The organism is Thalassolituus oleivorans MIL-1, assembly GCF_000355675.1.
Lineage (GTDB): Bacteria > Pseudomonadota > Gammaproteobacteria > Pseudomonadales > Oceanobacteraceae > Thalassolituus > Thalassolituus oleivorans.
The window spans coordinates 39,745-63,647 of the sequence record NC_020888.1; the positions used below are offsets into that span (position 1 = coordinate 39,745).

The 23,903-nt window shown below is 46.8% G+C and carries 18 protein-coding genes; 12 read left to right on the top strand and 6 right to left on the bottom strand.

Features of this window, described 5'->3' with window-relative positions; all coding sequences use genetic code 11:
• Positions 1 to 44: 44 nt before the first annotated feature.
• A complete protein-coding gene (locus tag TOL_RS00190) occupies positions 45 to 1,439 on the bottom strand; it encodes an aminotransferase-like domain-containing protein (protein WP_015485232.1) in 1,395 nt (464 codons plus the stop codon).
• An 81-nt stretch (positions 1,440 to 1,520) separates the two neighbouring features.
• On the opposite strand from TOL_RS00190, the gene ccoG reads away from it, so the two are divergent.
• The gene (ccoG, locus tag TOL_RS00195) at positions 1,521 to 2,912 is read left to right on the top strand and encodes a cytochrome c oxidase accessory protein CcoG (protein ID WP_015485233.1); all 1,392 of its coding nucleotides are present in this window, start codon (positions 1,521 to 1,523) and stop codon (positions 2,910 to 2,912) included.
• A 20-nt stretch (positions 2,913 to 2,932) separates the two neighbouring features.
• On the opposite strand, the gene TOL_RS00200 is transcribed toward ccoG, so the two are convergent.
• Positions 2,933 to 4,660, bottom strand: coding sequence for a bifunctional protein-serine/threonine kinase/phosphatase (locus TOL_RS00200; RefSeq protein ID WP_015485234.1), 1,728 nt, complete (start codon positions 4,658 to 4,660; stop codon positions 2,933 to 2,935).
• 87 nt (positions 4,661 to 4,747) lie between these two features.
• Positions 4,748 to 5,557, bottom strand: coding sequence for a formate/nitrite transporter family protein (locus TOL_RS00205; protein WP_015485235.1), 810 nt, complete (start codon positions 5,555 to 5,557; stop codon positions 4,748 to 4,750).
• 482 nt (positions 5,558 to 6,039) lie between these two features.
• Between TOL_RS00205 and TOL_RS00210 the strand changes: the two genes are divergently transcribed.
• The 6 genes from TOL_RS00210 to TOL_RS00235 all read left to right on the top strand — a co-directional run bounded on the left by TOL_RS00210 (position 6,040) and on the right by TOL_RS00235 (position 11,927).
• Positions 6,040 to 7,263, top strand: a complete 1,224-nt coding sequence (locus TOL_RS00210; RefSeq protein WP_015485237.1) for an acyl-CoA dehydrogenase family protein — start codon at positions 6,040 to 6,042, stop codon at positions 7,261 to 7,263.
• A 115-nt stretch (positions 7,264 to 7,378) separates the two neighbouring features.
• Entirely contained in the window at positions 7,379 to 8,191 is an 813-nt protein-coding gene (locus tag TOL_RS00215; RefSeq protein ID WP_015485238.1) for an SDR family oxidoreductase, read from the top strand.
• A gap of 4 nt (positions 8,192 to 8,195) precedes the next feature.
• Positions 8,196 to 9,299 carry a phosphotransferase family protein gene (locus TOL_RS00220; protein WP_015485239.1) on the top strand — a complete coding sequence of 368 codons (1,104 nt, stop codon included), beginning with the start codon at positions 8,196 to 8,198 and terminating at the stop codon, positions 9,297 to 9,299.
• 3 nt (positions 9,300 to 9,302) lie between these two features.
• The gene (locus TOL_RS00225) at positions 9,303 to 9,995 is read left to right on the top strand and encodes a histidine phosphatase family protein (protein ID WP_015485240.1); all 693 of its coding nucleotides are present in this window, start codon (positions 9,303 to 9,305) and stop codon (positions 9,993 to 9,995) included.
• Between the two features lie 15 nt (positions 9,996 to 10,010).
• Positions 10,011 to 10,781: an SDR family oxidoreductase gene (locus TOL_RS00230; protein ID WP_015485241.1), complete on the top strand. Its 771-nt coding sequence runs from the start codon at positions 10,011 to 10,013 to the stop codon at positions 10,779 to 10,781.
• Positions 10,782 to 10,859: 78 nt separating this feature from the next.
• Positions 10,860 to 11,927, top strand: a complete 1,068-nt coding sequence (locus TOL_RS00235; RefSeq protein WP_015485242.1) for an SMP-30/gluconolactonase/LRE family protein — start codon at positions 10,860 to 10,862, stop codon at positions 11,925 to 11,927.
• Between the two features lie 12 nt (positions 11,928 to 11,939).
• Here TOL_RS00235 and TOL_RS00240 read toward each other — a convergent pair whose 3' ends face one another.
• Complete coding sequence (locus tag TOL_RS00240; protein WP_015485243.1) at positions 11,940 to 14,606, bottom strand: S8 family serine peptidase; 2,667 nt, start codon at positions 14,604 to 14,606, stop codon at positions 11,940 to 11,942.
• A 255-nt stretch (positions 14,607 to 14,861) separates the two neighbouring features.
• Here TOL_RS00240 and TOL_RS00245 point away from each other — a divergent pair, with 255 nt between their 5' ends.
• From TOL_RS00245 to TOL_RS18610, 4 genes are all read left to right on the top strand, one after another.
• Entirely contained in the window at positions 14,862 to 16,379 is a 1,518-nt protein-coding gene (locus tag TOL_RS00245) for a YifB family Mg chelatase-like AAA ATPase (RefSeq protein WP_015485244.1), read from the top strand.
• Between the two features lie 156 nt (positions 16,380 to 16,535).
• Positions 16,536 to 16,766 (top strand): antitoxin VbhA family protein, encoded by a 231-nt coding sequence (locus tag TOL_RS00250; RefSeq protein WP_025264424.1) that lies wholly within the window; start codon positions 16,536 to 16,538, stop codon positions 16,764 to 16,766.
• Positions 16,767 to 16,788: 22 nt separating this feature from the next.
• Positions 16,789 to 17,406, top strand: a complete 618-nt coding sequence (locus tag TOL_RS00255) for a Fic/DOC family protein (RefSeq protein WP_015485246.1) — start codon at positions 16,789 to 16,791, stop codon at positions 17,404 to 17,406.
• Between the two features lie 80 nt (positions 17,407 to 17,486).
• A complete protein-coding gene (locus TOL_RS18610; protein ID WP_015485247.1) occupies positions 17,487 to 17,690 on the top strand; it encodes a hypothetical protein in 204 nt (67 codons plus the stop codon).
• On the opposite strand, the gene TOL_RS18025 is transcribed toward TOL_RS18610, so the two are convergent.
• Positions 17,653 to 19,260, bottom strand: a complete 1,608-nt coding sequence (locus TOL_RS18025) for an EAL domain-containing protein (protein ID WP_015485248.1) — start codon at positions 19,258 to 19,260, stop codon at positions 17,653 to 17,655. The genes TOL_RS18610 and TOL_RS18025 overlap by 38 nt on opposite strands.
• Positions 19,261 to 19,461: 201 nt before the next feature.
• Between TOL_RS18025 and rep the strand changes: the two genes are divergently transcribed.
• Positions 19,462 to 21,495 (top strand): DNA helicase Rep, encoded by a 2,034-nt coding sequence (rep, locus tag TOL_RS00270; RefSeq protein ID WP_025264428.1) that lies wholly within the window; start codon positions 19,462 to 19,464, stop codon positions 21,493 to 21,495.
• Between the two features lie 59 nt (positions 21,496 to 21,554).
• On the opposite strand, the gene TOL_RS00275 is transcribed toward rep, so the two are convergent.
• Positions 21,555 to 23,882, bottom strand: coding sequence for a hypothetical protein (locus TOL_RS00275; RefSeq protein WP_015485250.1), 2,328 nt, complete (start codon positions 23,880 to 23,882; stop codon positions 21,555 to 21,557).
• Positions 23,883 to 23,903 lie beyond the last annotated feature (21 nt).

Genomic DNA, 23,903 nt, shown 5'->3' on the forward strand with positions numbered 1-23,903 from the left:
CTGCGTTTTTTATTAGTCCTTGGCTATTGTTTAGGTATATGAATTTACGCAATATATTTCTTCAATACATTTAAGGCTTTTATTCTCTCTTCTGTCCACTGATGATTGAAACTCAATCTGAGGTTAGATTTGAATTGATTAGAAATTGAAAAAATAGGGCCGGGAATAATCGTAATTCCAGATCGACTAAGCTGGGAATATAACTGCATCGTATCGCAATGTTCGGGGAGTGTTACCCATAACGAAATTCCTCCTTCTGGTACAGTATAGTCAGCAAAAGACCAATTTTGGCACAGGTAAGTCAGTAACTGATCACGCTGTTGTAGTAGCGTCTGTTTTTGCCGACGAAGATAGAGGTGATAGCTGCCATCGGCAATGTAGTCACAGAGGCCTTGTTGGGTGCTACTGCTACTCGCTAACTGTGTTATCAGCTTTAATTTTATTATTTTTTCATGCCATCGAGCGCCCTTGATCCAACCGACTCTTAGATCGCGGCTCAGACTCTTGGAAAACGAGCTGCAACTAATGACGCGGCTATGTTCATCAAGTGCAGCCAGTGGTTGAGTGGCGCTATGAAATCCCATTTCTCCATAAATATCGTCTTCGATAACGGCAATATCGAATTTCTCGGCGAGAGCGAGTAGTTTAATGCGGTTATCGTTTGGCATAAGTGAGCCGGTTGGAGTAGAAAAGTTGGGCGTCACAATGATGGCTTTTATCGGCCATACATTTAAGTTTGATTCTAACGCCGCAATATCAATTCCTGTCGTGTATGAAGCTGGTATTTCAATGACTTTGAGTTGCAGTTGTTCTAACAGCTGTAAGGCGCCATAAAAACCAGGTGACTCAACCGCAACGACATCCCCAGCCTGACACGTAGCCATTAACGCGAGGAAGAGTGCATGTTGGCAGCCGTTTGTGATGCATAGCTCTTCTGGCTGCGCTGCACAGTCTCTTCGGTGCATCATTTCAGCCAACTGCTTGCGTAAGTGGATATCACCGGCTGGGACATCGTAATACTGATGTAAGTGACCTTTTTGTCTTCTAAGCGCTCGAGTGAGGCTTCGATTTAAGGCGACAATACTCGAAGGCTTTTCACCGTCGACGAAACTTGGCATCAGATCAAATGCCGCATTTTTAGACATGACGTCGATGAGCACATCACTAACGGTAATCAGCGTTGGCGCATTAGTTACTTGTGCTTTTGAAGACACTTTCACGGCTCTTTCGTGCGGAATAAAGTAGCCGGATTTAGGCTTGGCAATGACTAGGCGCTGAGCCTCAAGCCTATGTAGAGCATGCTGAACAGTCGCCTTAGAGACTTTGTGGTCTTCGCAAAGTTGGCGGATGGATGGGAGCCGAGCACCGCTCTTCCAACGGCCATTGGTAATGCCTTCTCTTAACCACGTTTCAAGTTCTAAATAGCGAAAGTTATTCATTCGTCCTCGTGCTGTCTAGTTCACCCTGCTCAACTGTACCTATTATTTATTCAGAATCTATACCTAATATAGGAACAATTAATGGTGTTTCATAGCGAGGTGGCCTGCAGCAGAGTAAAACGTATGACTAACATTCCTCTTTATAATCTTGATAGCCCCAAGCATATTGCGAATGGGACTATTCATGTACGGCTGGTATCTGGATTATTTCAGCGTCTGCGCTACTTAGTGTCAGCTCCATTAGTGACACTATTTGTCGTCATGGCTTGGGTTCAATACGACGGCAAACAGGCCATTCAGTTTTCGTTAGCAGAGCATCAATTACGAGTGTTTGCTTGGAGCCTTTCGTGGAACGATTTGCCTTTGCTGGCAGGGCTATTGATCGTCGCGGCACTAATATTGTTTGTAATGGCAATGACGATTGGTCGCGCTTGGTGTGGTTTTGCATGTCCACAAAGTATCTGGAGCTGGATGTTTATTCGGATTGAAGATTTTACTGAAGGTAATTCGCGTAAGCGGGCAAGAAAACAACCGTTAACATTCAATCGCATGATCAGAAAGCTAACCAAACATGGCTTATGGATAATTGTTTCTGCTGTAACCGCCTTTAGTTTTTCAGCCTATTTTTTTCCTAGTCGAGAGTTATTGCATGGGCTATTAACGTTTACGCTGCCAGTTGATGTCGCCGGATGGTTATTAATCATGTTCGGCTTAACATACTTAAATGCAGGTTATGTGCGCGAGAAAATATGCCTTCATGCTTGTCCTTACGCACGTTTCCAAAGTGTTATGTTTGATCGCGATACCTATACTGTTAGCTATGATGTCGAGCGAGGAGAGCCTAGAAACAAAAGTAAGGCTCTAGGCATAAAAGGGGACTGCGTAGATTGCACTTTATGTGTTCAGGTTTGCCCCGTTGGTATTGATATCCGCAATGGTTTACAAGCGGCGTGCATTGATTGCGGAGCATGCATCGACGCATGTGACAGTGTCATGCGTCACTTAGGTAAACCGAAAGGACTTATCCGATTTGCATCAGATAATATACTTACTGCTAGTAAAGCACGCTTCTGGCGTCCACGTTTATTTGCTTATTCAGCGGTTACTGCTGTGTGCATCGTCATCATAACGATAGGTTTTGTGAATAAAACCGATCTTCTATTCAATGTTCAGCGGGATAGAAATGAATTATATGTACTTCAAGCTGATGATAGATTGTGTAATTCATATCAGGTCAAAATAGAATCGTTTGTTCATGATTTAGATTCAGTAGAAATTACTGTAAATGGCTTAAACCAAGCGACGGTTGAGGGGGCCACCAATTTATCGGCACTAAGTGATAATGCACAGTGGCAACTGATAAAAGTGTGCACAAAGGAAGATCTGCCCTACCGGACAAAAATAAATTTTGTAGCGACGAGTGGAGAAAAATCCTGGCGACAGATCTCCACGTTTATTGCGCCTTCAACGTAAGCACTAAGAGAATTCAAACGTTAGTTATTTTGATACAGTAGTATAAATACTGCGATCAGTAATATGATCGAGACCGATTGCCAAAATACGACTGGGTTTCTCTCCAGTAAGGGCGGTTTTGTTTTAGTTAAAAAGGTTTTACTGGGATGGCGTAAATCGTAAACAAACTCAGATAAATCCTCATAGCGCTTGTAAGGATTGACGTATACGGCCTTGCGAATAGCATCGTCAATCCATGCAGGAATTTCGCAGTCATCGCTAATCAGTGATTGATACTTTAGTTTGTTTTGTGCTGTTTTACTTCTAGCTTTAGCGATATTCGAACCATAAGGTAACTTGCCTGTTAGCATCTGATAGGTGATCACACCTAATGAAAACTGATCGGAATAGATGCTGCCGTTCTCACCTAAAAAATATTCTGGTGCGCTGTATTGTGCAGTGCCTAAGATCAATGGCTGATCGATAGCGCTTTCCATCTCTTCTAAGCCAGCGACTAAGGTGGCACCAAAGTCGATGATCTTCACCGTACCGCTTTGGTCAATCATGATGTTATCGGGCTTTAAATCTTGGTGCAGCATTTCTAAACGATGGAATGCTCGCAGTCCTTTAGCTATTTGCTCAACAATGTCGCGCACGTCATCTAGGTTCGGCTTTGGGTTGTCACGCATCCATTGGGCAAGATTCTTACCTTCAATAAATTCCATTGCTACATATAAAAACTGTCGTTGGCGGGCATTGGCTATAGGCTTTAGTACATGAGCACTGTCTATTCGCTTAGCAATCCATTCTTCCATCAAAAAACGTTCTAAATAGGCGGGGTCGTTACGTAAATCAATTGAAGGAATTTTAAGAATCACGCGTTGGTCAGATTCAATATCTTTAGCCAGAAATACATGACTGCGACTCGTAGAATGCAAACCACGAATAATTTCGTAGCCATCGAATTCCATGCGAGCATCCAGCTCTGGCGGGAAAGGTAAGTCGGTAATTTGTAGTTGAACCTCGTTGAGACCTTGATCAGGCAAGTCGTCGATGCGTAATATCTGAATCGTGAGGTTGTCATCACTCTTGTTGGCAAGAGCTTTATCGACAATTGTTTGAGCGGCTAAGTCTAAGTTGTCGCCACTCTGTTTTATGCTGGCAATAATATCATTGGCACTGACGAATTCATGCACTCCGTCGGTAGCTAACATATAAATTTCGCCTTTGCTTACGGCAAAGGTTTGGTAGTCGATATCCAGTTGTTGATCAATGCCAAGCGCGCGACTTAAATAACTTTTGTCTTCCGATATCCACAGGCGATGATCGTTAGTGAGTTGCTCCATGGATGTATCATGCAAGCGGTAGACGCGCGTATCGCCAACATGAAAAACATGTGCTGTATTGGACTTGATTATTAAACAACTAAAAGTGCAGACGTAGCCCTTGTCTTTATCGTAACGATATTGACTTTGACGCGTTTGTGAGTGCAGCCATGAGTTTGTGGCGTATAAAACACGCTGTGCGGACTGCTTTACCGACCAAGTTTCGGAAGTACAGTAATAATCACTTAAGAAACCATTAATAGCTGCCGCGCTTGCTATTTGGCTGACGGTGCTACTGCTAATGCCATCAGCAAGAGCGATGACAATGCCTTTAGAGCTAAGCTGGGGTTCTTGCGGAATAGCAACGCCATGAAAGTCTTGATTGAGATCTTTAATGCCCTTATCTGAGCATTGTCCAACGGTTACTTTCAGGCATCTTTCCATCATTATTTCCCTAAGAAAAAAGCCCCAGTAATAACTTACTGAGGCTTTTAAGTTACCGTCTTTTATTTAAAGACAGCCCGCGTTCTATTAAGCATTACGCTTTGGCTTAGTCAGTACGTGAGTAGTGTATAGAGTTAGGCCAGTGAACGCCAAACCACCGACAAGGTTACCGATAGCGGTTGGGATTTCGTTCCAGATGAAATAATCAGCGATAGAGAAGTCGCCACCCATAATGATGCCAGAAGGGAACAAGAACATGTTTACTACTGAGTGTTCAAAACCCATAAAGAAGAACAACATAATTGGCATCCACATGGCCAAAACTTTACCGCTTACTGAGGTGGAGATCATTGCGCCCACAACGCCCATTGATACCATCCAGTTGCATAGCATGCCGCGGATGAAAATAGTCAACCAACCGTCTACACCATGTTCGGCGTAACCTAAAGTACGCGCTTCACCAACAGAAGCGATCTTGGCACCCACAGCACCTGGATCCGTGTTGAAGCCCATTGTAAAAACAAAAGCCATCATAAAGGCAACCGTTAAAGCACCGGCGAAGTTACCGAGAAAAACTAAGCCCCAGTTACGCAATATGCCGCCGACGGTTACACCTGGACGTTTATCTAATAATGCTAATGGACACAAGACAAACACACCGGTTAATAAGTCGAAACCCATTAAGTACAGCATACAAAAACCGACAGGGAATAGAATTGCACCGATTAAAAACACACCCGTTTGGACCGCGACGGTTACCGCAAATGCCGCAGCCAATGCCAAAATCGCACCTGCCATATAAGCACGAATTAATGTATCGCGCGTCGACATAAAGATTTTAGATTCGCCTGCATCCACCATCTTGGTGACGAACTCCGCTGGAGCTAAATAAGACATAGTCTCACCTCATAAGGTTATTAAAAGTTAGTCAATCGTTTGGACAGCTTGGCTCGGAGCCAAAAAAAACGGCGTCCTCCCACAAACAAAAATTGCTCGTGAGATGGACGCCGTTATCCAGAATTCTTTAAATTGTAAGAGCCGCCGTTGGCTCACTAGTTAACATCACTGCATGAGCTATGCCATGTTTAATAATAAGAAAAATCCTGAGTTATTCTTCGGATTTTTTGCGGATTGAGCCAATATTTCGTTTGAGTGCTTTGATTGCTGCACTTCTAAAGTGCAGAGTTCGTTGTTTGCGCTTTAGATTGGTTCGTATCTCATTCTGCGCTCGTGTCCGATTTTGTCCCGCTGACGCATTCAGTGCTAGATTCTCACTCATAAGATTTAAGAATAGTTGAAGATAACAACTATTCATTTCATCTATCTGAATCCTCTGCGTACACTGAATTCAATCATTGCTATCCACTAGGAGAAATCGAATGGATTTCCAGCACTCCCCCAAGGCTCAGGAATACATCAAACGCGTTTCTGAGTTTATGAAGAACGAGATTGATCCGATTGAAGAAAGCTACTTGCGCGAGTTGCACAGCCTAGACGATAAGTGGGTTGTGCTACCGATCATCGAGGAGTTAAAGGCAAAAGCGAAAGCCGCAGGCCTTTGGAATCTATTCTTCCCGAATGAATCTCACGGTGTTGGCTTAACCAACCTTGAATACGCACCGTTGGCTGAGATTATGGGGCGCTCGTTTATTGCGTCTGAGATCTTCAATTGCAATGCGCCAGATACCGGCAATATGGAAGTGCTAGAGAAGTACGGCACGGCCGAACAGCAAGAGAAGTGGCTAAAGCCATTGATGGCGGGTGAAATCCGTTCGGCCTTTTGCATGACTGAGCCCGGCGTGGCGTCTTCTGATGCCACCAATATGGAAGCAACCGCAATTGTTGAAGGCGACGAAGTCGTACTTAATGGTCGCAAGTGGTGGACTACCGGAATCGGCCATCCTAACTGCAAAGTCGGTATTTTTATGGGGTTAACCAACCCTGAAGCACATCGTCACCAGCAGCATTCTATGGTGTTGTTCGACTTTGACACACCTGGTGTGAAAATCGAGCGCATGCTGCCGGTGTTTGGTCACTACGATGAGCCGTTCGGTCATGGTGAAATGACATTCGATAACGTGCGCGTGCCGTTAAGCAACATGATCGCAGGCCCTGGCCGTGGTTTTGAAATTGCCCAAGGTCGCTTGGGGCCTGGTCGCATTCATCACTGCATGCGTTTAATTGGTGGGGCGGAGAAAGCGCTTGAGTTGATGTGTAAGCGTGCCGTTAGCCGCACGGCATTCGGTAAACCGATTGCCAATCTGGGTGGTAACCGCGACATCATTGCCAATGCTCGTATGAGTATTGAACAAGCGCGTTTGTTGGTTCTTAAGGCCGCGTGGATCATCGATAAGGTCGGCGTTATGGCTGCCATGAGTGAAATTTCGCAAATCAAAGTAATTGCCCCGAATATTGCGCAACAAATATGCGATGCGGCGATGCAGATTCATGGTGGCGGCGGTTTATCCGATGACTTCCCATTAACCGGTATTTACGCTCAGGCTCGCGCTTTACGACTGGCTGATGGCCCTGATGAAGTGCACCGTGGATTAGTAGCGAAGTTTGAACTGATGAAATATCGCAAATACATGGCAGAAAAGTAAGAATCAAACGGATGTGGCACAAACGGCTCTTAAGTAGCCGTTTGTTCGCGGACTAGAATGCGATACACCTCTGGTCGAAGCGTTCAGCGATAATTTAAATTAGGGTAAATATACAATGAAACACGTTTTAATTACCGGTGCCGCTAGCGGTTTAGGTCGTGCCTTAGCGCTGCGCTTTGCTAAAGCTGGAGCCCATATTTGTATCGCCGATATTAATGCTGACGGTTCGCAAGAAACGTTAGCCATGGTCAAAGCTGCCGGCAGCGATGGTTGGATTTATTCTTTGGATGTTCGCAGTCCTGAACAATGGCAAGCGCTAGCTGAAGAAGTGAGTCAGCGTTGGGGCAGCATTGATGTCGTCATTAACAATGCGGGTGTTGCTACTGGAGATCGTATTGATGCCGGTGAGTGGGCGTGGTGGGAATGGATCATCGACATCAATTTAAAAGGTGTGGCTCTTGGTTGTCGAACCTTTACACCTTTGATGAAAAAACAAGGTTCTGGCTACTTTATTAACGTTGCATCGCTTGCCGGTTTAATGGTGGCACCTTCGATGGCATCCTACAACGTGACAAAAGCCGGTGTTGTTGCACTGTCAGAAACTATGCATTACGAATTAAAACCGTACGGCATTGGCACTACTGCATTATGCCCGGGCTTCTTCCGCACCAATTTAAATGTGGGAATGAAGACATCTGATCCGGATATGTTGAAATTCGTCGATAAAGTCTTCGAATCATCCGCTTTAGATGCTGATGATGTAGCTGATGCGGCTTACGTCTCGATGCAGAAAAATGAACTGATTTGCAATCCGCATCCCGTCGGTCGTCGTGCATATTTTGTAAAACGCTTTCTGCCTTGGATTTACCGTAATCAAATCGGCAAGATGGCTGAAGCATTGAAAAAGCGTGAAGAGCGCAGGAAGTAATAATATGTCTAAGGAATATATCGATCAGGCCAAGGCCTTACGCGATAGCGACAGTTTTAATGTTGAAGCGCTAAATGCTTGGTTGCAGCAGCAGGTTGACGGTTTAAGCGGTACGCCAGAGGTTCGTCAGTTTTCTGGTGGAGCTTCGAATTTAACCTATCAATTGAGCTACCCTGCGCAAGCGGATGGCAAGCCAGTCGATTATATTATGCGACGTCCTCCGTCGGGCCATAAGGCCGCCGGTGCTCACGATATGAAGCGTGAATATAACGTCATGGCGTCGTTAAAACCTGTTTATCCTTATGTTCCACAAATGATTGCTATGTGTGATGACCAAAGCGTTATCGGTAGCGATTTCTACGTTATGGAGCGCCTAGTTGGAATTATTCCTCGCGGTAATTTACCGAAAGGTATGCAGCTGAGTGCAGAACAAGCACGAGATCTATGCATTTCCACGTTTGACAAACTTATCGACTTGCATCAAGTGGATTACAAGGCAGCGGGTCTTGATTCATTAGGCAAAGGCGAAGGGTATGTGCAGCGCCAAGTTGAAGGCTGGACGAAACGCTATGGTAAATCGAAAACATGGAATGTTCCCAGCTTTAAAAAGACCATTAAATGGTTGCAAGAGCACCAGCCGAACGACGTAGCGACGTGTATTATTCATAACGATTTTCGTATGGATAACGTGGTTCTTAATCCCGATAATCCGGGTGAAATAATCGGTGTTCTTGATTGGGAAATGGCAACCTTAGGTGATCCTCTTATGGACTTAGGTGGTGCATTGGCTTACTGGATACAAGCTGACGATGACTTCGTCATGCGATCAGTTCGTCGTCAGCCGAGCCATTTGCTAGGTATGCTAACGCGTAACGAAATCGTTGAACATTATTGCCAACGTATGAATCTCGATAAAGCAATGTGGCCTTTTTATGAAGTCTTTGGTTTGTTTCGCTTAGCGGTTATTGCGCAACAAATTTATTACCGTTATCACCATAAGCAAACCGATAATCCAGCCTTTAAGAATTTTTGGATTATGGTGAATTATTTAAACTGGCGCTGTAATCGCATTATCAAGCGCAGCCAATTACCAAAGGCTGGCCATTAAATTATGGCCAGCATCTATCTGGTACGTCATGGTCAGGCGGGTTTTGACAAATTAAATTATGATCAACTGTCCGAATTAGGTTTTGCTCAAGGCGAGCTAGTCGGTAAGGCACTGGCTCAGCGCGGCATTGAAGCGCCAATGGTTGTGCATGGCGCCATGCAGCGCCATCGCGAAACGATGCAATCGGCGCAGCGGCATTGGCATAGTTTTGGGCCGATTGTCGAAATGTTTGGGTTTAATGAATTTGATTCAGACGATGTTATTGCTTGTGCTTTTCCGCACTTTAAACATAAAGCTGCGTTAGGCGCTTGGTTGCTGACACAAAAAAATCGTCGTAAAGCATTTCAGGAATTATTTGCAAAGGCTGTAGAACGTTGGACGTCGGGCGAGCACGATGATGATTATATCGAATCGTGGAATAACTTTACTGGGCGTTGCACTCGGGCTTTAGAGGATCTAATAACTAATGCTGCGGGCAAAAATGTTGTGGTATTTACCTCGGGTGGCCCCGTCACTGCGATTGCCCAACACTGTTTGGGATTAAGCCATGACAAAGCGTTCGAATTAAATTGGACCTTGCTCAATGCTGGAATATCGCAATTACTCTATAACCGCGAAGGCAAAGTTAGCCTAGCCTCGTGTAATGAACATCATCACTTAGCCAGTGCTGGTAAACAGTATCTGACCTATCGTTAAAACTAGGAAACATATATGAACCCAACGAGCTTATTTGATCTTACTGGCCGCGTAGCTTTGGTAACAGGCGCTAGCCGAGGCATTGGTGAAAGCATTGCAAAATTACTCGCCGCTGCAGGTGCGCATGTGATTGTTTCTAGTCGTAAGATCGACGATTGCCAAGTGGTTGCTAATGCCATTAACGAAGCCGGTGGCAGTGCAGAAGCCTTGGGGTGCCATATTGGTGAGATGGATCAGATTGAAGCGTGTTTTAGCGCGATAGAAGCTAAGCATGGCAAGTTGGATATTTTAGTTAATAACGCTGCTGCTAATCCATATTTTGGTCATATTTTAGATACCGATTTGGGCGCTTACAGTAAAACCGTTGATGTAAATATTCGCGGTTATTTCTTTATGTGCGTTAAAGGCGGTAACTTGATGAAGAAAAATGGCGGCGGCACTATTATCAACGTTGCTTCCGTTAATGGCGTTGTGCCGGGTGATTTACAAGGTATTTATTCCATTACTAAATCTTCAGTTATAGCGATGACAAAGGCGTTTGCAAAAGAATGCGCGCAACTGGGTATTCGTGTGAACGCCTTGTTGCCCGGTTTAACGGATACTAAGTTTGCCAGTGCGCTAACAAAGAATGACGCTATTTTGAAACATGCAATGATGCACATTCCGATGAAGCGTGTTGCCATGCCGGAAGAAATGGCGGGTACGGTTTTGTATTTAGCATCAGATGCCGCAAGCTACACAACAGGTACTTGCATTAATGTCGATGGTGGTTATTTGCTGGTGTAATCTGGTAGCCTAAACACTCCAATAGAAGCTGAGCGTCATTAGATCCTCAGCTTTTTTTATAAATAAAAAAGGGACATTATGCGATCACTAACCTACGTCGCCGTTGGATTTGGCGCAATTATCGGTGTGGCTTTATTGCTGCCTTCTCCGATTAACTCTGCGGCGACGACACCCTCAACGCCCCAATTGCTGGACGGTGCCTATGCGCCTAACGACATGTTGCAGTCGGCACAAATGACTCTTCTTCCAGCAGGCGTGCATGGTGGTGAAGATGTCGCACTCGATAGCAAGGGCTGTCGTTACACTGGTGTCGATGATGGCAGCATTCTGAAACTCTGCACTGGCGGTGAGGAGGCTGATCGTTGGCAAACGGTTGCGAATACTCAAGGCCGTCCCCTTGGGCTGGCCATGACGCCGAGCGATGAACTTATTATTGCCGATGGTGTTCGTGGTTTATTGAAGTGGACGCATGAGGGGACATTGCAAGTATTAGCAGACCATTATCAGGGCGAGGCATTAGGCGTTGTTGATGATGTTGATATCGGTAATGACGGTACGATTTATTTCTCGGATGCTAGTACGCATTGGCCATTAGCGCAGTATTTAAATGACGCACTCGAAGCCCGCCCCAGTGGCCGGTTATTTGCGCTTAAACCGAGCGGAGAATTAACCTTGTTGGCGGATGATTTAGCCTTTGCAAATGGTGTCGCAGTGAGCAGCGATCAGTCATTTGTGTTGGTCAATGAAACCTATCGTTATCAAATTACCAAAGTGTTTCTAACAGGCGATAGAAAAGGCGAGAAAGCGATTTTTGCTGATGGATTGCCGAGCATTCCCGATGGCATTGCGCGTGCTGCCGATGGCAGTTTTTGGGTAGCTATGTATGCTCTGCGCAGCCCCGTTTTAGATGCGCTGCATCCGTATCCTTGGATAAAAAATCAGATGGCCAAATTACCCAGTTGGCTATTACCTGTGCCACCTGCGTACGGTTTAATTGTACATTTTTCTGAGCAAGGCGAAGTATTGCAAAGTTTACATGACAGAGCGGCGGTTACGGTGGGTAACGTGACCTCGGTACAACCTGAAGACGATGGTTTACACCTAGGCACCCTGCATTCAGGTGCCATTGGTGTGCTTAGATTCTAGGCTTATGAACAATCAGTTTGCGATAGAGTGGACTGATTGTTTGCTGTTATCTTCCTCTGTGCCGTTACTCTCTTCCGCGTTGTTGTTGGTAATTGGGCGGCTTTGAACGCTGGCAGCATTACTGTTAAAACCACCGATCACACTAATAACAAAATCGACATTAGCGCGGTCTGTATCCGTCAGTTCAATTATTTGTTCTGCTCCTAAGCTCGGGTAGGCACCACAAGTTTCCCCGCTTTGGCAAATCAACAAATCGACATCAATATCAGAACCCGCATTAATGATATAACGACCGGGTTTTAGGTCGGTGAATTTATAATTACCGTTGCTATCACTTTGTGTCTCGGCGACAACATCTTCGTTTTCGCTGTCGGCATCGAGTAATAAAATGTACTGCTGCGTCATGCCACCACCGCTCACGACCTCACCCACCTGCATAGTGACGCTGATTGACAAGGGATAACCGCTGTCGGGGGTAACCGTAATTGTTGCGTCATAAATACCATCGATCAAGTTGGTGCGGTCAAGGGTGACGTTGTAGCTGCCCAGCCCATTAGCATCGACGCTACTCGACGATACTGTTAGCCAGCTAGCATCGTCAGTGACGCTAGTGATCATAGGATCGGTAGAGTCTTGGTTGGCATTGCTAACGATAAAATTAGCGCTGTCATCCGTACCTAAGCTGAGGCTATTCGGTGAAGATTCCAACACGGGAGTGGAACTGCTAGTGCCGCCAATATTTTGTGCCGCGACAACTGCTTTATAGGCATTGATAACGCCGTATCCAAATTCGTTATTACGTCCGCTTTGATCTGTTAACTCTCCTGCTGCAAGCGCATTATCGACTTGTACGGGTGTTAGATTGGGATTGACGGCTTTCATCAACGCCAGCACTCCAGCCACATGCGGGGTCGCCATTGAGGTGCCCTGTTCTAAATAGTAAGAGGCAACACGAGCGCCACTGGCATCATTGACGGAAGTACTTAATACGCCATCGGATTGTCCATCGGCATTACGATCAGCCGTTAGATCACCTCCAGGTGCTGCTACGTCGATTTTACTACCGGAGTTGGAGTAATAAGCGATATTGCCATCAGGACCGATGGCGCTAACCGATATCACACCATTGTAGGAGGCGGGATAGGATAGCTCGGAGCTGCCATCGTTACCGGCAGCTGCGACAATGATGACACCTGCATTACGCGCCGCGGTAATGGCATTTTGCTCGGCGGTTGATGCACCGTAGCTACCTAAACTCATATTGATGATGTCGGCTTTCTGGTTGGGCACTGTGCCGCTATTGTTACTTAACCCTGCTGCGTAGCGAATCCCTTGGATGATATCGCTGGATTCCCCACCTTGGATGCCGAGCACGCGCACCGGCATAATTTTAGCGCTCCAGCTCACACCAGCGCCGCCGGTATTGTTGTTGGTTTCCGCTGCGACCGTGCCACTGACATGTGTTCCGTGCCACGAGCTACCGCCCCGCTGAGTGCTGTCACCGGGGTCATCGGGATTGCTATCGATACCATTACCGTCATTGGCATTGGTTTTGTCAGAAATAAAATCATAGCCACTCACTAGCTGGTTGCTTAAATCGGGGTGCGCGAGAAATACTCCAGTATCGAGTACGGCAACAATGACATTGCCGCCGCCAGCACGGCTGCCAGTGGTGATATCCCATGCTTGAGGCAGGTTGATGTCGTTGTAGTGATATTGATTACGATATAAAGGGTCGTTGGGTGTTCGCAGCGCATGGCGAATATAGTTTGGCTCAGCAAACTCAACGTCTTCGCGTTCGTTTAAGCGTTTGATATCAATCAGGGTTTGCCTTGCGCGAGCTAGCTCAGGATTGAAAGCTTGTAGTGGTGTTAGCGCCGCGGCTTGAATGCGCGCCATTTTAACCTTGGCCGGATACTCGCTGGAGTAATGGTCGGCATTCAACCGCGTTGTACCTAATGCACGGCTGTGCGTTTCTGCTGACGCCTTTATACCTGATAGGGCTTTCGCATTAGCCGCTGAGCTATTGTCCTTCCACTGCACTATGGCTTGATCGAGTACGAAAGGCGTTAAACTATTGCTATTGGATGCACTGGTAATACTGGTATCTGCTGGTTGAATACGTAGTACGTATTTAGAGATGCCGCTATAAGCATAAACATTGATTAAATACTCACCATCGGCAGGAACGATGATTTCTTCAAACTCAGATTCATTGAGTGAGCTTAAAATTGAGGTTTCTAGAGGAGGTTTAAATAGATAAAGATCTAAGTCGCCACTGTACGCCGATCCGGTATTATTACCTTCATAATCAACCACTTGCAGCGTTATTTTTTGCCCCGCTTGGAGGCTAACCGAGAAGTAATCATCTTCATCGGCATCGTTATTAAAACGCTCGTAATCGCCGGAATCACTGGCGGCTGCAAAAGTCGGCACCGCCGAGGCAAAGCCATGTACCGTCACGCGGTTAGGGATACTTTGTGGTGTCGATGGATCATTGTTAGACGCATAGGTTGCCAAGCTATCGTTAACATCGGAGTCGGTGACTGTGTTAACCGGAATACTTAGCTGGCCCGACAAGCTTAAGCCAGAGTCGCTGCTACTACCGCCACCAGATTTACAGCCGATAAGTGCGCAAGCTAAGGCAATCGAAAGAGTGATACGAGCGGGTGTAATCATTAACTTCTCCACAAGCTTGGCGAAACACTTAAGCAAGCTCGGTTATATGACATACGTCTTAACAGAGGAATTGGATGCCTTTCCCTCATGATATCTATACGTAACAAATTGAATAACTGTTTCAATGTTAGGCATTTTACCGAGCTGGCGCAGTATCTTTTTGGGTTTTATCCTTTTTTCATCAGCCTTTTGCCTTATGGCACTTCTCAGTTGCTTTTATTAGTCTGAATAAAATGACGCCAGCAAGGAATGCCAATGTCACTCGCCAAGGTCTATACCCGCGCACAATTGGGTATTGAATCGCCTCAAGTCCAAGTTGAAGTTCACCTATCGAATGGTTTGCCATCGTTGAGTTTGGTCGGGATGCCCGAGACCGCCGTGCGCGAATCAAAAGATCGCGTGCGCAGCGCCATCATTAACAGCCAGTTTGAATTTCCAGCGAAACGCATCACGATCAATCTCGCCCCTGCGGATTTACCCAAAGAAGGTGGTCGTTATGATTTGGCCATTGCTTTAGGCATACTCGCCGCTTCCGATCAAATCCCCGCCGATGCTTTAGAAAAATACGAGTTTATTGGTGAGCTGGCCTTAAGTGGTGCTTTGCAGCCGGTATCGGGCGTTTTGCCATCGGCGTTACAGTGCACAGAAAAACAACGGATTTTAATACTGCCAGCAGGTAATGCGGCTGAAGTAAGTTTGTGCAGTACTGGTGATTACCGTATCGCTTCTGGGTTGAGCGAGGTAACGGCGTTTTTGCATGGCCAGCATCAGCTAACTCAGGTACAGCCTAACCTTGATGCTTTCGCATTAACGCGCTTGGGAGACGATTTGCAAGATGTTCGCGGTCAGCCACAGGCCAGACGGGCGTTAGAAATAGCCGCAAGTGGGCAGCATAATCTTCTGTTTATTGGCCCTCCAGGAACGGGCAAAACCATGCTCGCCAGTCGTTTGCCGGGGATTTTACCGCCAATGACCGAAGACGAAGCCTTAGTCTCAGCATCGATTTATTCGATTAGTCATCAAGATGATGGCTGGAAGCAACGTTGGCGTCAGCGCCCATTTCGCGCACCGCATCACACGGCATCTGGGGTTGCACTGGTGGGCGGTGGAGGAAACCCTAAGCCGGGAGAAATATCGTTAGCTCATGGCGGCGTACTCTTTCTCGATGAATTGCCTGAATACAGCCGCAAAGTACTGGATGTATTGCGCGAACCACTCGAAAGTGGCCGTATCGTTATTAGCCGAGCGAATCGTTCCATCACCTTCCCAGCCCGATTTCAGCTCATCGCGGCCATGAATCCATGTCCTTGTGGTTATTTCGGTGATCCGTCGGGGCGTTGCCATTGCAGCCAAGAGCAAATACGGCGCTATCAAGGGCAAACGTCTGGGCCACTGCTTGATCGTATTGATCTGCACATTGAAGTGCCTCCGCTTCCTGTGGCTGTCTTGCAACAAGCGCCGCCGTCAGAGCCAAGCGAGCAGGTGCAGCAACGGGTGATCGCGGCGCGCGCGCGTCAAATACAACGGCAAGGCTGCCCTAACGCAGAATTATCGGGTGCAACGCGTGATCGCGTGTGCGCGTTACGAGAAGATGATCAAACGTGGCTGTTGGATACTATCGAACGACTGCAATTATCCGCTCGTGGCTATCACCGCTTATTAAATGTTGCCCGCACTATTGCCGATTTGGCCGAAGCCGAGCATATCGAGAAAATTCATCTTATGGAGGCCTTAGGCTATCGCAGCTTGGATCGTTACCGGCAGGTGACTTGATGTATTTATGTTTTTAAACTTTGAGCGTAATTCGGGTAATAACGTAAAGATATAAACTTTGATTGGGAGTGATTCTTTTGCTATTAGCGTGCAGATTTGTTTTTGTTTTGCGTTAATCTGTACCTTATACCAATGTTGCTGCGTAAAGAGCACTTCATGTTAAACTCGAATTTCGGTAAATCGGGGGGCTTTACAATGCCAAACAAACCTATCACCAGTGAATTTTTAGCTGCTCAGGCGGCTGGATCGTGCAGGATCGAGGGGCTAAAGGTTTCTGCTGAAGAAGAGCGGCTGATGAGCGACATTATCGCCGGTAGGGTTGATGCCGAAGCTGAAATTGAAAAAATTGTTCAAGCCTGCAAGGCTACAAATAAAAATGCGACTTGATTGATCTGAAGGAACCCAACGCATGGAAGCTTATTCACAATACGACTTATCTGAACACGATCCGTATTTAATTAACAATTCGTCATGTTTAAAAAATTTATTAGGGCATACGAATACCACCTCTCTTAATGAAGCCGAAAGGCGTATTACCCAGCAGACATTAGCGCAGTTAATAGCTTCACCCGTTCAGCCTTCTTTTGATTTGAAACACTTAGCTGAAATACATCGCAGAATTTTTCGCCATGTTTACCCGTTTGCTGGAGAATTACGAAAAGTAGAGATTGGCAAAGGGAATAAACTTTTCTTACCGTATGCTTTGATTCATCGCGAAGCTGCTGCTTGCTTCTCGCAATTGATGACTGAAAATTATTTACGAGGCTTAGACGCTAATACCTTTGGGCAAAGAGCTGGTTTTTATTTGGGTTGGATCAATAAGATACATGCATTTAGGGAAGGGAACGGGCGAACGCAGCGTGTCTTTATCGATCAGTTAGCTAGTCAAAACGATTACTTCATTGAATGGTCTTCAATTAGCGGTCAGGCGATGGCCGATGCTAGTCGATCAGCCAGAACTATAGATGTCAGTGCTAGAGATCTTGGACGTCTTTTATCTATGAATATTGTAAAGAGGGAATGGTAAACTTTGTAAAGTTGCGTTCTACCGAGACTAGACCAGACTAAAAAGACAGTTCATCTTTTTTTGTAGCGTTGGAGCACTTGATGCGCGACTCTGATTCGGTAAAGCAATTGGTTATTTTCTTGGCTGTTACAGCTGTTATTGTTGCGGGTATGGTGTATTACCACAAAGTAACGCCTAGCCCATTTGATGCGAAGGCTTTCTTCGGTGAAACGGGAGCTGTTCCTGTTGTTCCCTTACCCGCAGCGCCTAAAACAGGCACTGTTGCCCAGATCCCTCGCTCATAACTAGTTCGCCGTCAATACGTTCGATGAGGTGATCGAGAGACATAGGTTGGGCGTATAAAAAGCCTTGAACCCGATCACAGCCAAGAGTGTGAATTACCTCTAAGCATTTGCTGTCCTCTACGCCTTCTGCCGTTGTTTCTAAGCCTAAGCGCCGCGCTAAATACAACATAGAGCTAACGATATGTGTTTGCGGGCCGTCAGAACCTAACGGCGTTACAAACGCACGATCGAGTTTTATGCCAGTTAGTGGCAGCTCGTTTAGGTGCGAGAGTGATGAAAATCCCGTACCAAAATCATCCAATACGATATGAACACCCGCCTGCTTTAGTGTGCGCAAATTTAGCAGTGACACACTGGCATCCAGCATCATGGCGGTTTCGGTTAGTTCTAATTCTAAACAGGAAGGCGGTACGCCGTTCTCTTCCAGAAGACTGAGAACTTTGTCGGCGTAATCAGGATCGGCGACTTCGGGGAAGGACACATTCACCGCCATGCGCAATGAGTGTCCGCGCTCAGCAAGTCGATGCCATGCTTTCAACGTTTCGCTCAAGGCCCATAAGCCCAAAGTCCGAATTAAACCGGCCATTTCAGCATCGCGAATAAATACCGTTGGTGGCACAACCCCTAACTCTGGGTGCAGCCAGCGTAATAGGGCTTCTGCCCCCACTAACTTTCCACTCGCGGTTTCGAATTGTGGCTGAAATTCTAGGTAGAACTCTTTGCGTCTTAGCGCGCGGATTAAATCAGACACGACCAAGCTCTCAGATGTACTCAGTGACCGCGTACCTATGCCGCTTTGCATCATGCGCTTGTGTTCAATTTGCTGCACACAGGCTTGTAGTGTTTTTCCAAGGTCATTATAGCTGTGCAACATCAAGGGATTACTAAGGAAAGACGTCCACAGATAGGCACTGTCGTCTTCATATGAGGCAAGCCAAGATTCTGCCAATATTGCTTGTTGGGTGCTCACCACAACAAACTGATCGTCTAATAATTTGCCGATTAGGGCGTCGGCTGGTGCATTTGAGCGCAGACGATGTTCAAACGCTTGTTGGGTGGCAAAGCGCAGTTCAGCACTATCGCCGGATGCTGCGGGTCGCCATCGACAACTAACCACCTGCAAAAATAGATCGGATTGCTTCTCTAAGCGGATGCGTAATTGTCGCAAGAACATCTGGCGCGTGAGTAATGGGCACTGCAAGCCGAGAGCGCTCGTACGTAAATCTTCTAAGCCATGGTTGATTGATGTCGGTGATAGTTGGTCTTCATCTAGCCACACGCTCGCGTCAGGGTAATAAGCGCGTTCTGTAGGGCGACCTATGATCAAGCAGGCATGGTGGCTGCTCATTTCTTGAATACGATCACGTAAATTAGGTGAGTCATGAGGTGCGATTACAATAACCATATGGCCATTTGGAATCGGCATAAAGGCGTCGAACATGCCACTACGAATGGGATGCGCAGCGGCCCCTGGTTGCTCACTTAACCATTGAATCAAGGTTGAGGATACGGGACGTTCCGTCCCTAGAACCAATAGGTCGAGTATTGTGTGGTCTGGTAGAGACACCATAAGAAAACAATAAAACCGTAATTAAATTAAAGGCTCCTATATGTATAGGTCATTAGCGCGACTCTTGCCGTTGGATTGCGAAAAAATATGAAAACACGAGGGTCGCTGGGGCGTTTTTGCTGCCGAATGTCAGGTCTTGTTAGTAAAGGAACGATTTAATCGCGGTCGATAACTGCTAAAATCCCCGGCCCAGAGAGAGGTATGTCCGTGGTCGATCTAAGTCAACTCAATCCCCGCCAGAAAGAAGCAGCCAAATACATCGACGGTCCACTGTTGGTGCTGGCCGGTGCGGGTTCGGGTAAAACCAGCGTGATCACGCGTAAGATTGCCTATCTCATTGGTGTTTGCGGCATTAAGCCGCACCACATCGCGGCGGTGACCTTTACCAATAAAGCCTCGCGCGAGATGAAAGAGCGGGTCAGCGCCTTGGTTGGCAAGGGCGGAGCCAAAGGGTTAACCGTCTCTACCTTCCACAACCTCGGTTTGAACATCATTCGTTTTGAGCACAAAACAGCAGGCTACAAGCCGGGCTTTTCGATTCTTGATCAAGACGACTGCAAAGGCATTATCCGCGACGTTATGCACCGTGAGCACGGTGACGATGGCGATATGCTCGACATGATTCAGAGCGCTATTTCCAATCTGAAAAACGATCTTATTACTCCTGAGCAAGCGGTCAACATGGCCCAAACTCAGCAAGATTCGCTGATTGCGCAAACCTATTCGGTTTACCAGCGCATGCTCAAGGCCTACAACGCGGTCGATTTTGATGATTTGATCATGGCGCCAACCGTGTTGTTTATGAATAACCCGGAAGTATTAACACGCTGGCAGAAGAAGATTCGTTACTTGCTGGTGGATGAGTATCAAGACACCAACACCAGTCAGTATGAGCTGGTTAAGTTACTCGTGGGTCATCGTACCGGTTTGACTGTGGTTGGGGATGACGATCAGTCGATTTATGCTTGGCGCGGCGCTAAGCCAGAAAACTTGTCGCTGTTGAAGAAAGATTTCCCAACGCTGAAGATCGTCAAACTGGAGCAAAACTATCGCTCCACCGGTTTAATCCTTAACGCCGCTAACCGTGTGATTGATAACAATCCGCACGAGTTTGAGAAGAAGCTCTGGTCCGATATGGGCTACGGCGATCCGATTAAGATTCTTAAATGTCGCAACGACGACGTTGAGTCCGAGCGCATCGCGACGGAAATTGTTGAGCGCCGCTTGCGTTATGGCTGCGGCTATAAAGATTTTGCCGTGCTGTACCGTGGTAATCATCAATCGCGCAATATTGAAATGAAATTGCAGGCCTATCAGGTGCCTTACAAAATCAGTGGTGGCCAGTCATTTTTTGGCCGCAATGAAATTAAAGACATCATGGGCTATTTACGCTTAATCATTAACCCCAGCGATGATGCTGCTTTTTTACGCATTATTAATACCCCGCGCCGTGAAATTGGCCCGACTACGATTGAAAAGCTAAGCGAATACGCCGCCATGCGTGGCACCAGTATGTTGTCTGCCACCACTGAGATGGGGCTTGAACAGTCACTGATGCCTAAGGCGCTGGATCGCTTGCGTCGGTTTGGCCATTGGCTCGATGGGATTACTCGCAATGCTTATACCGATGATCCAGTGGCAGCGATTAAAGAAATGATCACCGACATCGATTACGAAAGCTATTTATTGCAAAACTCCGGTACGCCAAATCAAGCCGAGCGGCGCATGAAAAACGTGTGGTTTTTAATCGACTCCATTAGCAAGATGATTTCAAAAGCGGAAGAAGAGGGTGATGAATGCACCATCGAAGATGCCGTAGGACGTTTGATTTTGCGCGATATGATGGAGCAACAAGCGCAAGAAGACGAAAGTGATCAAGTGCAGTTAATGACGCTGCACGCGTCAAAAGGTTTGGAATTTCCGCATGTGTATATCATGGGCATGGAAGAAGAACTCATGCCGCACCGCAACAGCATTGAAGCCGATACGATCGAAGAAGAACGCCGTTTAATGTACGTGGGTATTACCCGTGCAAAGCGGACGTTAACACTGACGTATGCAGCGAAGCGCCGTCAGTATGGTGAAGCAGCGTCGACTACGCATTCGCGCTTTTTGGATGAATTACCGCCCGATGATATTCTTTGGGAAGGTAAAACCGAAACCAGCGCTGAAGAGCAAAAGCAGCGCGGACAAGAAACGCTGAGCAGTTTGCGCAATATGTTGGCTGATTTTTAACGATTAACGAACATAAAAAAGCCCAGCAATTGCTGGGCTTTTTTATGTTGGGTTTGTGGTTATTTAATTGCCCAAACCTCGCCGTACACTTCGCCAACGGCTTGATCAACCGCGGCAGATGTACCGGCCTCTTGGCTAAAGGTTTTCAAGCTAATTTGACGTGCATTCACTTCAATTTTCGCCATCGTTAAGCGCAGGAATGTCGTCTCGCCCTTTTGTGTATTAGACGTGTTAATGACCACGTGGCCAGCGCTATTGATTGCCCAAGTAAAGTCGAGAACGGAATCTTCTTCACCACCTACTTCGCCAACAAACACACCCGCACCTGCGGCTTTGAAATTAAACACGCCAAAATCCGATACAAAGGTTTGATTGGTTAGGTCTGCACTGACAAAGCTAGAGGCTGAACATGCTTCAGCAGCGGCAATAAAATCGGATGACGTTCCGCCCGTTGCAACACCGCTTTGATCTTCGCCTTCTTCAATATCACCGGTTGAGCAAGGTTCAAGGTCAGTTAGCAAACTGTAATCAAATGCGGCTTTGATTTGATCGCGTGCGCTGTTATTGAATACCCATTGATTGTCATTGCTGCTACCGGCTGGAATGATGCCGCCGCGACGTACATAGCCATCATGAACAGTAAAGAACTGGGTTTTCTCGTCGTCGTCCAGATCGCCTTTTGAGATCAAAATGGCAGGTAAGGTGAATTGCATAACTACCTTAGTATCAACCGTATTTTGTGCCCAAGTGCCGGTGTATTTAGTGGACAATGACGTCGTAGAACCTTCGCGATAGTCGACTAAATAATAGTTAGCGACGCCGCCGCTGACGAACTCTGCCATGATGCTAATATCACGACCATAAAGTTCGGTGCCTTTAATATCGGCAGGATCATTTGGGTTGCTAGCTGCTGTGCTAGAAACTAACTGAGATAGAGTCGTCGCCGCGTCGCCATCGGTTTCGTAGTTGCCGTCACCGGTGCGCAGGAAGACGTTATTACACCAAGTATCCGTTGGCGAGAATGGGCCTGTAGCGTTGCCAGAGCCACCCCAGCATTCAGATACCGTTGCAACGTTATCGTTGAAAATAACGTGAATAGCCGAGTCACGAACAAAGCTTAAACGATATCCAGTAGCGCCCTCGCTAAAGGTTTCGGCAGGGTCGAGTACGTATTCATAACGTTCGTCGTCGGCGAAGCTGGCGATGCGCTTGCCGGTTAAATCGACTGAAATACCGGTAATGACTTCCTTAGAGGCACCAAGACCACCGCGCTTAACAATAACGCTATCGCCCGATACCGTAATGGTTTCAGAGCTATCCGAGACACAATTCCAAGCACCGCTATCCAAAATACAATCTTGGTAGGTATCAGCATTGTCTTCTGAGTCAGCATCCCAAGATTCGGTTGAGCTGTTGTAAATGGAGCGCGTGATGGTGACGTTATTGCTGCTATCGGCGCTCACGGTGCCGTAAAAGAAATCAACAACGCCTTGGTCGTACTCATCACTTTCAAAAAAGTGCAGGCTGTCACCGGAAGTTAATACTTCGGCAATGCTTACATCGGTCGCACTGCGTTTTGCTTCGCGTTCGGCAAGATCGTCGTTAATGGTTGCGGTATCAACGTTGGCGCCGTCAACGCCACCCGAGGAAACAACATCATCAGGATCAAAGCTTTCACCTGCGGCATCCACTTGTGCTGAAATAGTGTCAAGTGCAGCGACAACTTGTTTAACGATGAGTGACAGTAGGTCTTCAAACGCAACACCAGTGCCGTCAGTGAGCTGTTTGACGGTTTCGATGTTATTTTGCATTACCACACGGGTAACCTGAGCCACCTTGTGCAGGCGCGCAAATTCAGCGCCATTGGTTTCATCACTACTACCGGCAACATAGTCGTCGGCAAGATCAATTTCGGTACCGAGTTTCGTTTGTACGCTAGCTTTGGCTTCGTCAGGAGTTAAACCACTTTCACGCACCTCGTTCTGTACCATGGTGGTGAGAGGGCTAACGAAGTTATAACCCGCAGGTGCGGTTAAGGTGTAGGTTCGATCAATGGCAACGCCAGGGTTATCTTCGTCAATGGTTTCACCGACGACAATTTCTACCAGAATCGCAGTACTGGCTAGTTGCTCTGCGGTTACGCCTTCGAGGGTGTAGGCACCGCCAGAGGTGGAAGTCGTTGATGGTTCGTCGGCATCACATTCTTGGTTGTCATTCAGATCTAAGCAGACGGTGGCTCCGGCTAAGTAACCGTCAGCGACTTTACCCGATAATGATTCGCTGCCGGTTTCTGTCGAGGCAGAGGCGTTATCGTTATTGGTATTAGAGCAACCGACCAGTGCACTTGATACGCACATGGCTGCTAGCAATGGGGTAATTCGATTCATGCTGTAACTCCTAACTAATGA

Coding starts and splice junctions, on each gene's coding strand:
- TOL_RS00190 (WP_015485232.1), bottom strand. CDS start 1,439: ATGAATAACTTTCGCTATTTAGAACTTGAAACGTGGTTAAGAGAAGGC.
- ccoG (WP_015485233.1), top strand. CDS start 1,521: ATGGTGTTTCATAGCGAGGTGGCCTGCAGCAGAGTAAAACGTATGACT.
- TOL_RS00200 (WP_015485234.1), bottom strand. CDS start 4,660: ATGGAAAGATGCCTGAAAGTAACCGTTGGACAATGCTCAGATAAGGGC.
- TOL_RS00205 (WP_015485235.1), bottom strand. CDS start 5,557: ATGTCTTATTTAGCTCCAGCGGAGTTCGTCACCAAGATGGTGGATGCA.
- TOL_RS00210 (WP_015485237.1), top strand. CDS start 6,040: ATGGATTTCCAGCACTCCCCCAAGGCTCAGGAATACATCAAACGCGTT.
- TOL_RS00215 (WP_015485238.1), top strand. CDS start 7,379: ATGAAACACGTTTTAATTACCGGTGCCGCTAGCGGTTTAGGTCGTGCC.
- TOL_RS00220 (WP_015485239.1), top strand. CDS start 8,196: ATGTCTAAGGAATATATCGATCAGGCCAAGGCCTTACGCGATAGCGAC.
- TOL_RS00225 (WP_015485240.1), top strand. CDS start 9,303: ATGGCCAGCATCTATCTGGTACGTCATGGTCAGGCGGGTTTTGACAAA.
- TOL_RS00230 (WP_015485241.1), top strand. CDS start 10,011: ATGAACCCAACGAGCTTATTTGATCTTACTGGCCGCGTAGCTTTGGTA.
- TOL_RS00235 (WP_015485242.1), top strand. CDS start 10,860: ATGCGATCACTAACCTACGTCGCCGTTGGATTTGGCGCAATTATCGGT.
- TOL_RS00240 (WP_015485243.1), bottom strand. CDS start 14,606: ATGATTACACCCGCTCGTATCACTCTTTCGATTGCCTTAGCTTGCGCA.
- TOL_RS00245 (WP_015485244.1), top strand. CDS start 14,862: ATGTCACTCGCCAAGGTCTATACCCGCGCACAATTGGGTATTGAATCG.
- TOL_RS00250 (WP_025264424.1), top strand. CDS start 16,536: ATGTTAAACTCGAATTTCGGTAAATCGGGGGGCTTTACAATGCCAAAC.
- TOL_RS00255 (WP_015485246.1), top strand. CDS start 16,789: ATGGAAGCTTATTCACAATACGACTTATCTGAACACGATCCGTATTTA.
- TOL_RS18610 (WP_015485247.1), top strand. CDS start 17,487: ATGCGCGACTCTGATTCGGTAAAGCAATTGGTTATTTTCTTGGCTGTT.
- TOL_RS18025 (WP_015485248.1), bottom strand. CDS start 19,260: ATGGTGTCTCTACCAGACCACACAATACTCGACCTATTGGTTCTAGGG.
- rep (WP_025264428.1), top strand. CDS start 19,462: ATGTCCGTGGTCGATCTAAGTCAACTCAATCCCCGCCAGAAAGAAGCA.
- TOL_RS00275 (WP_015485250.1), bottom strand. CDS start 23,882: ATGAATCGAATTACCCCATTGCTAGCAGCCATGTGCGTATCAAGTGCA.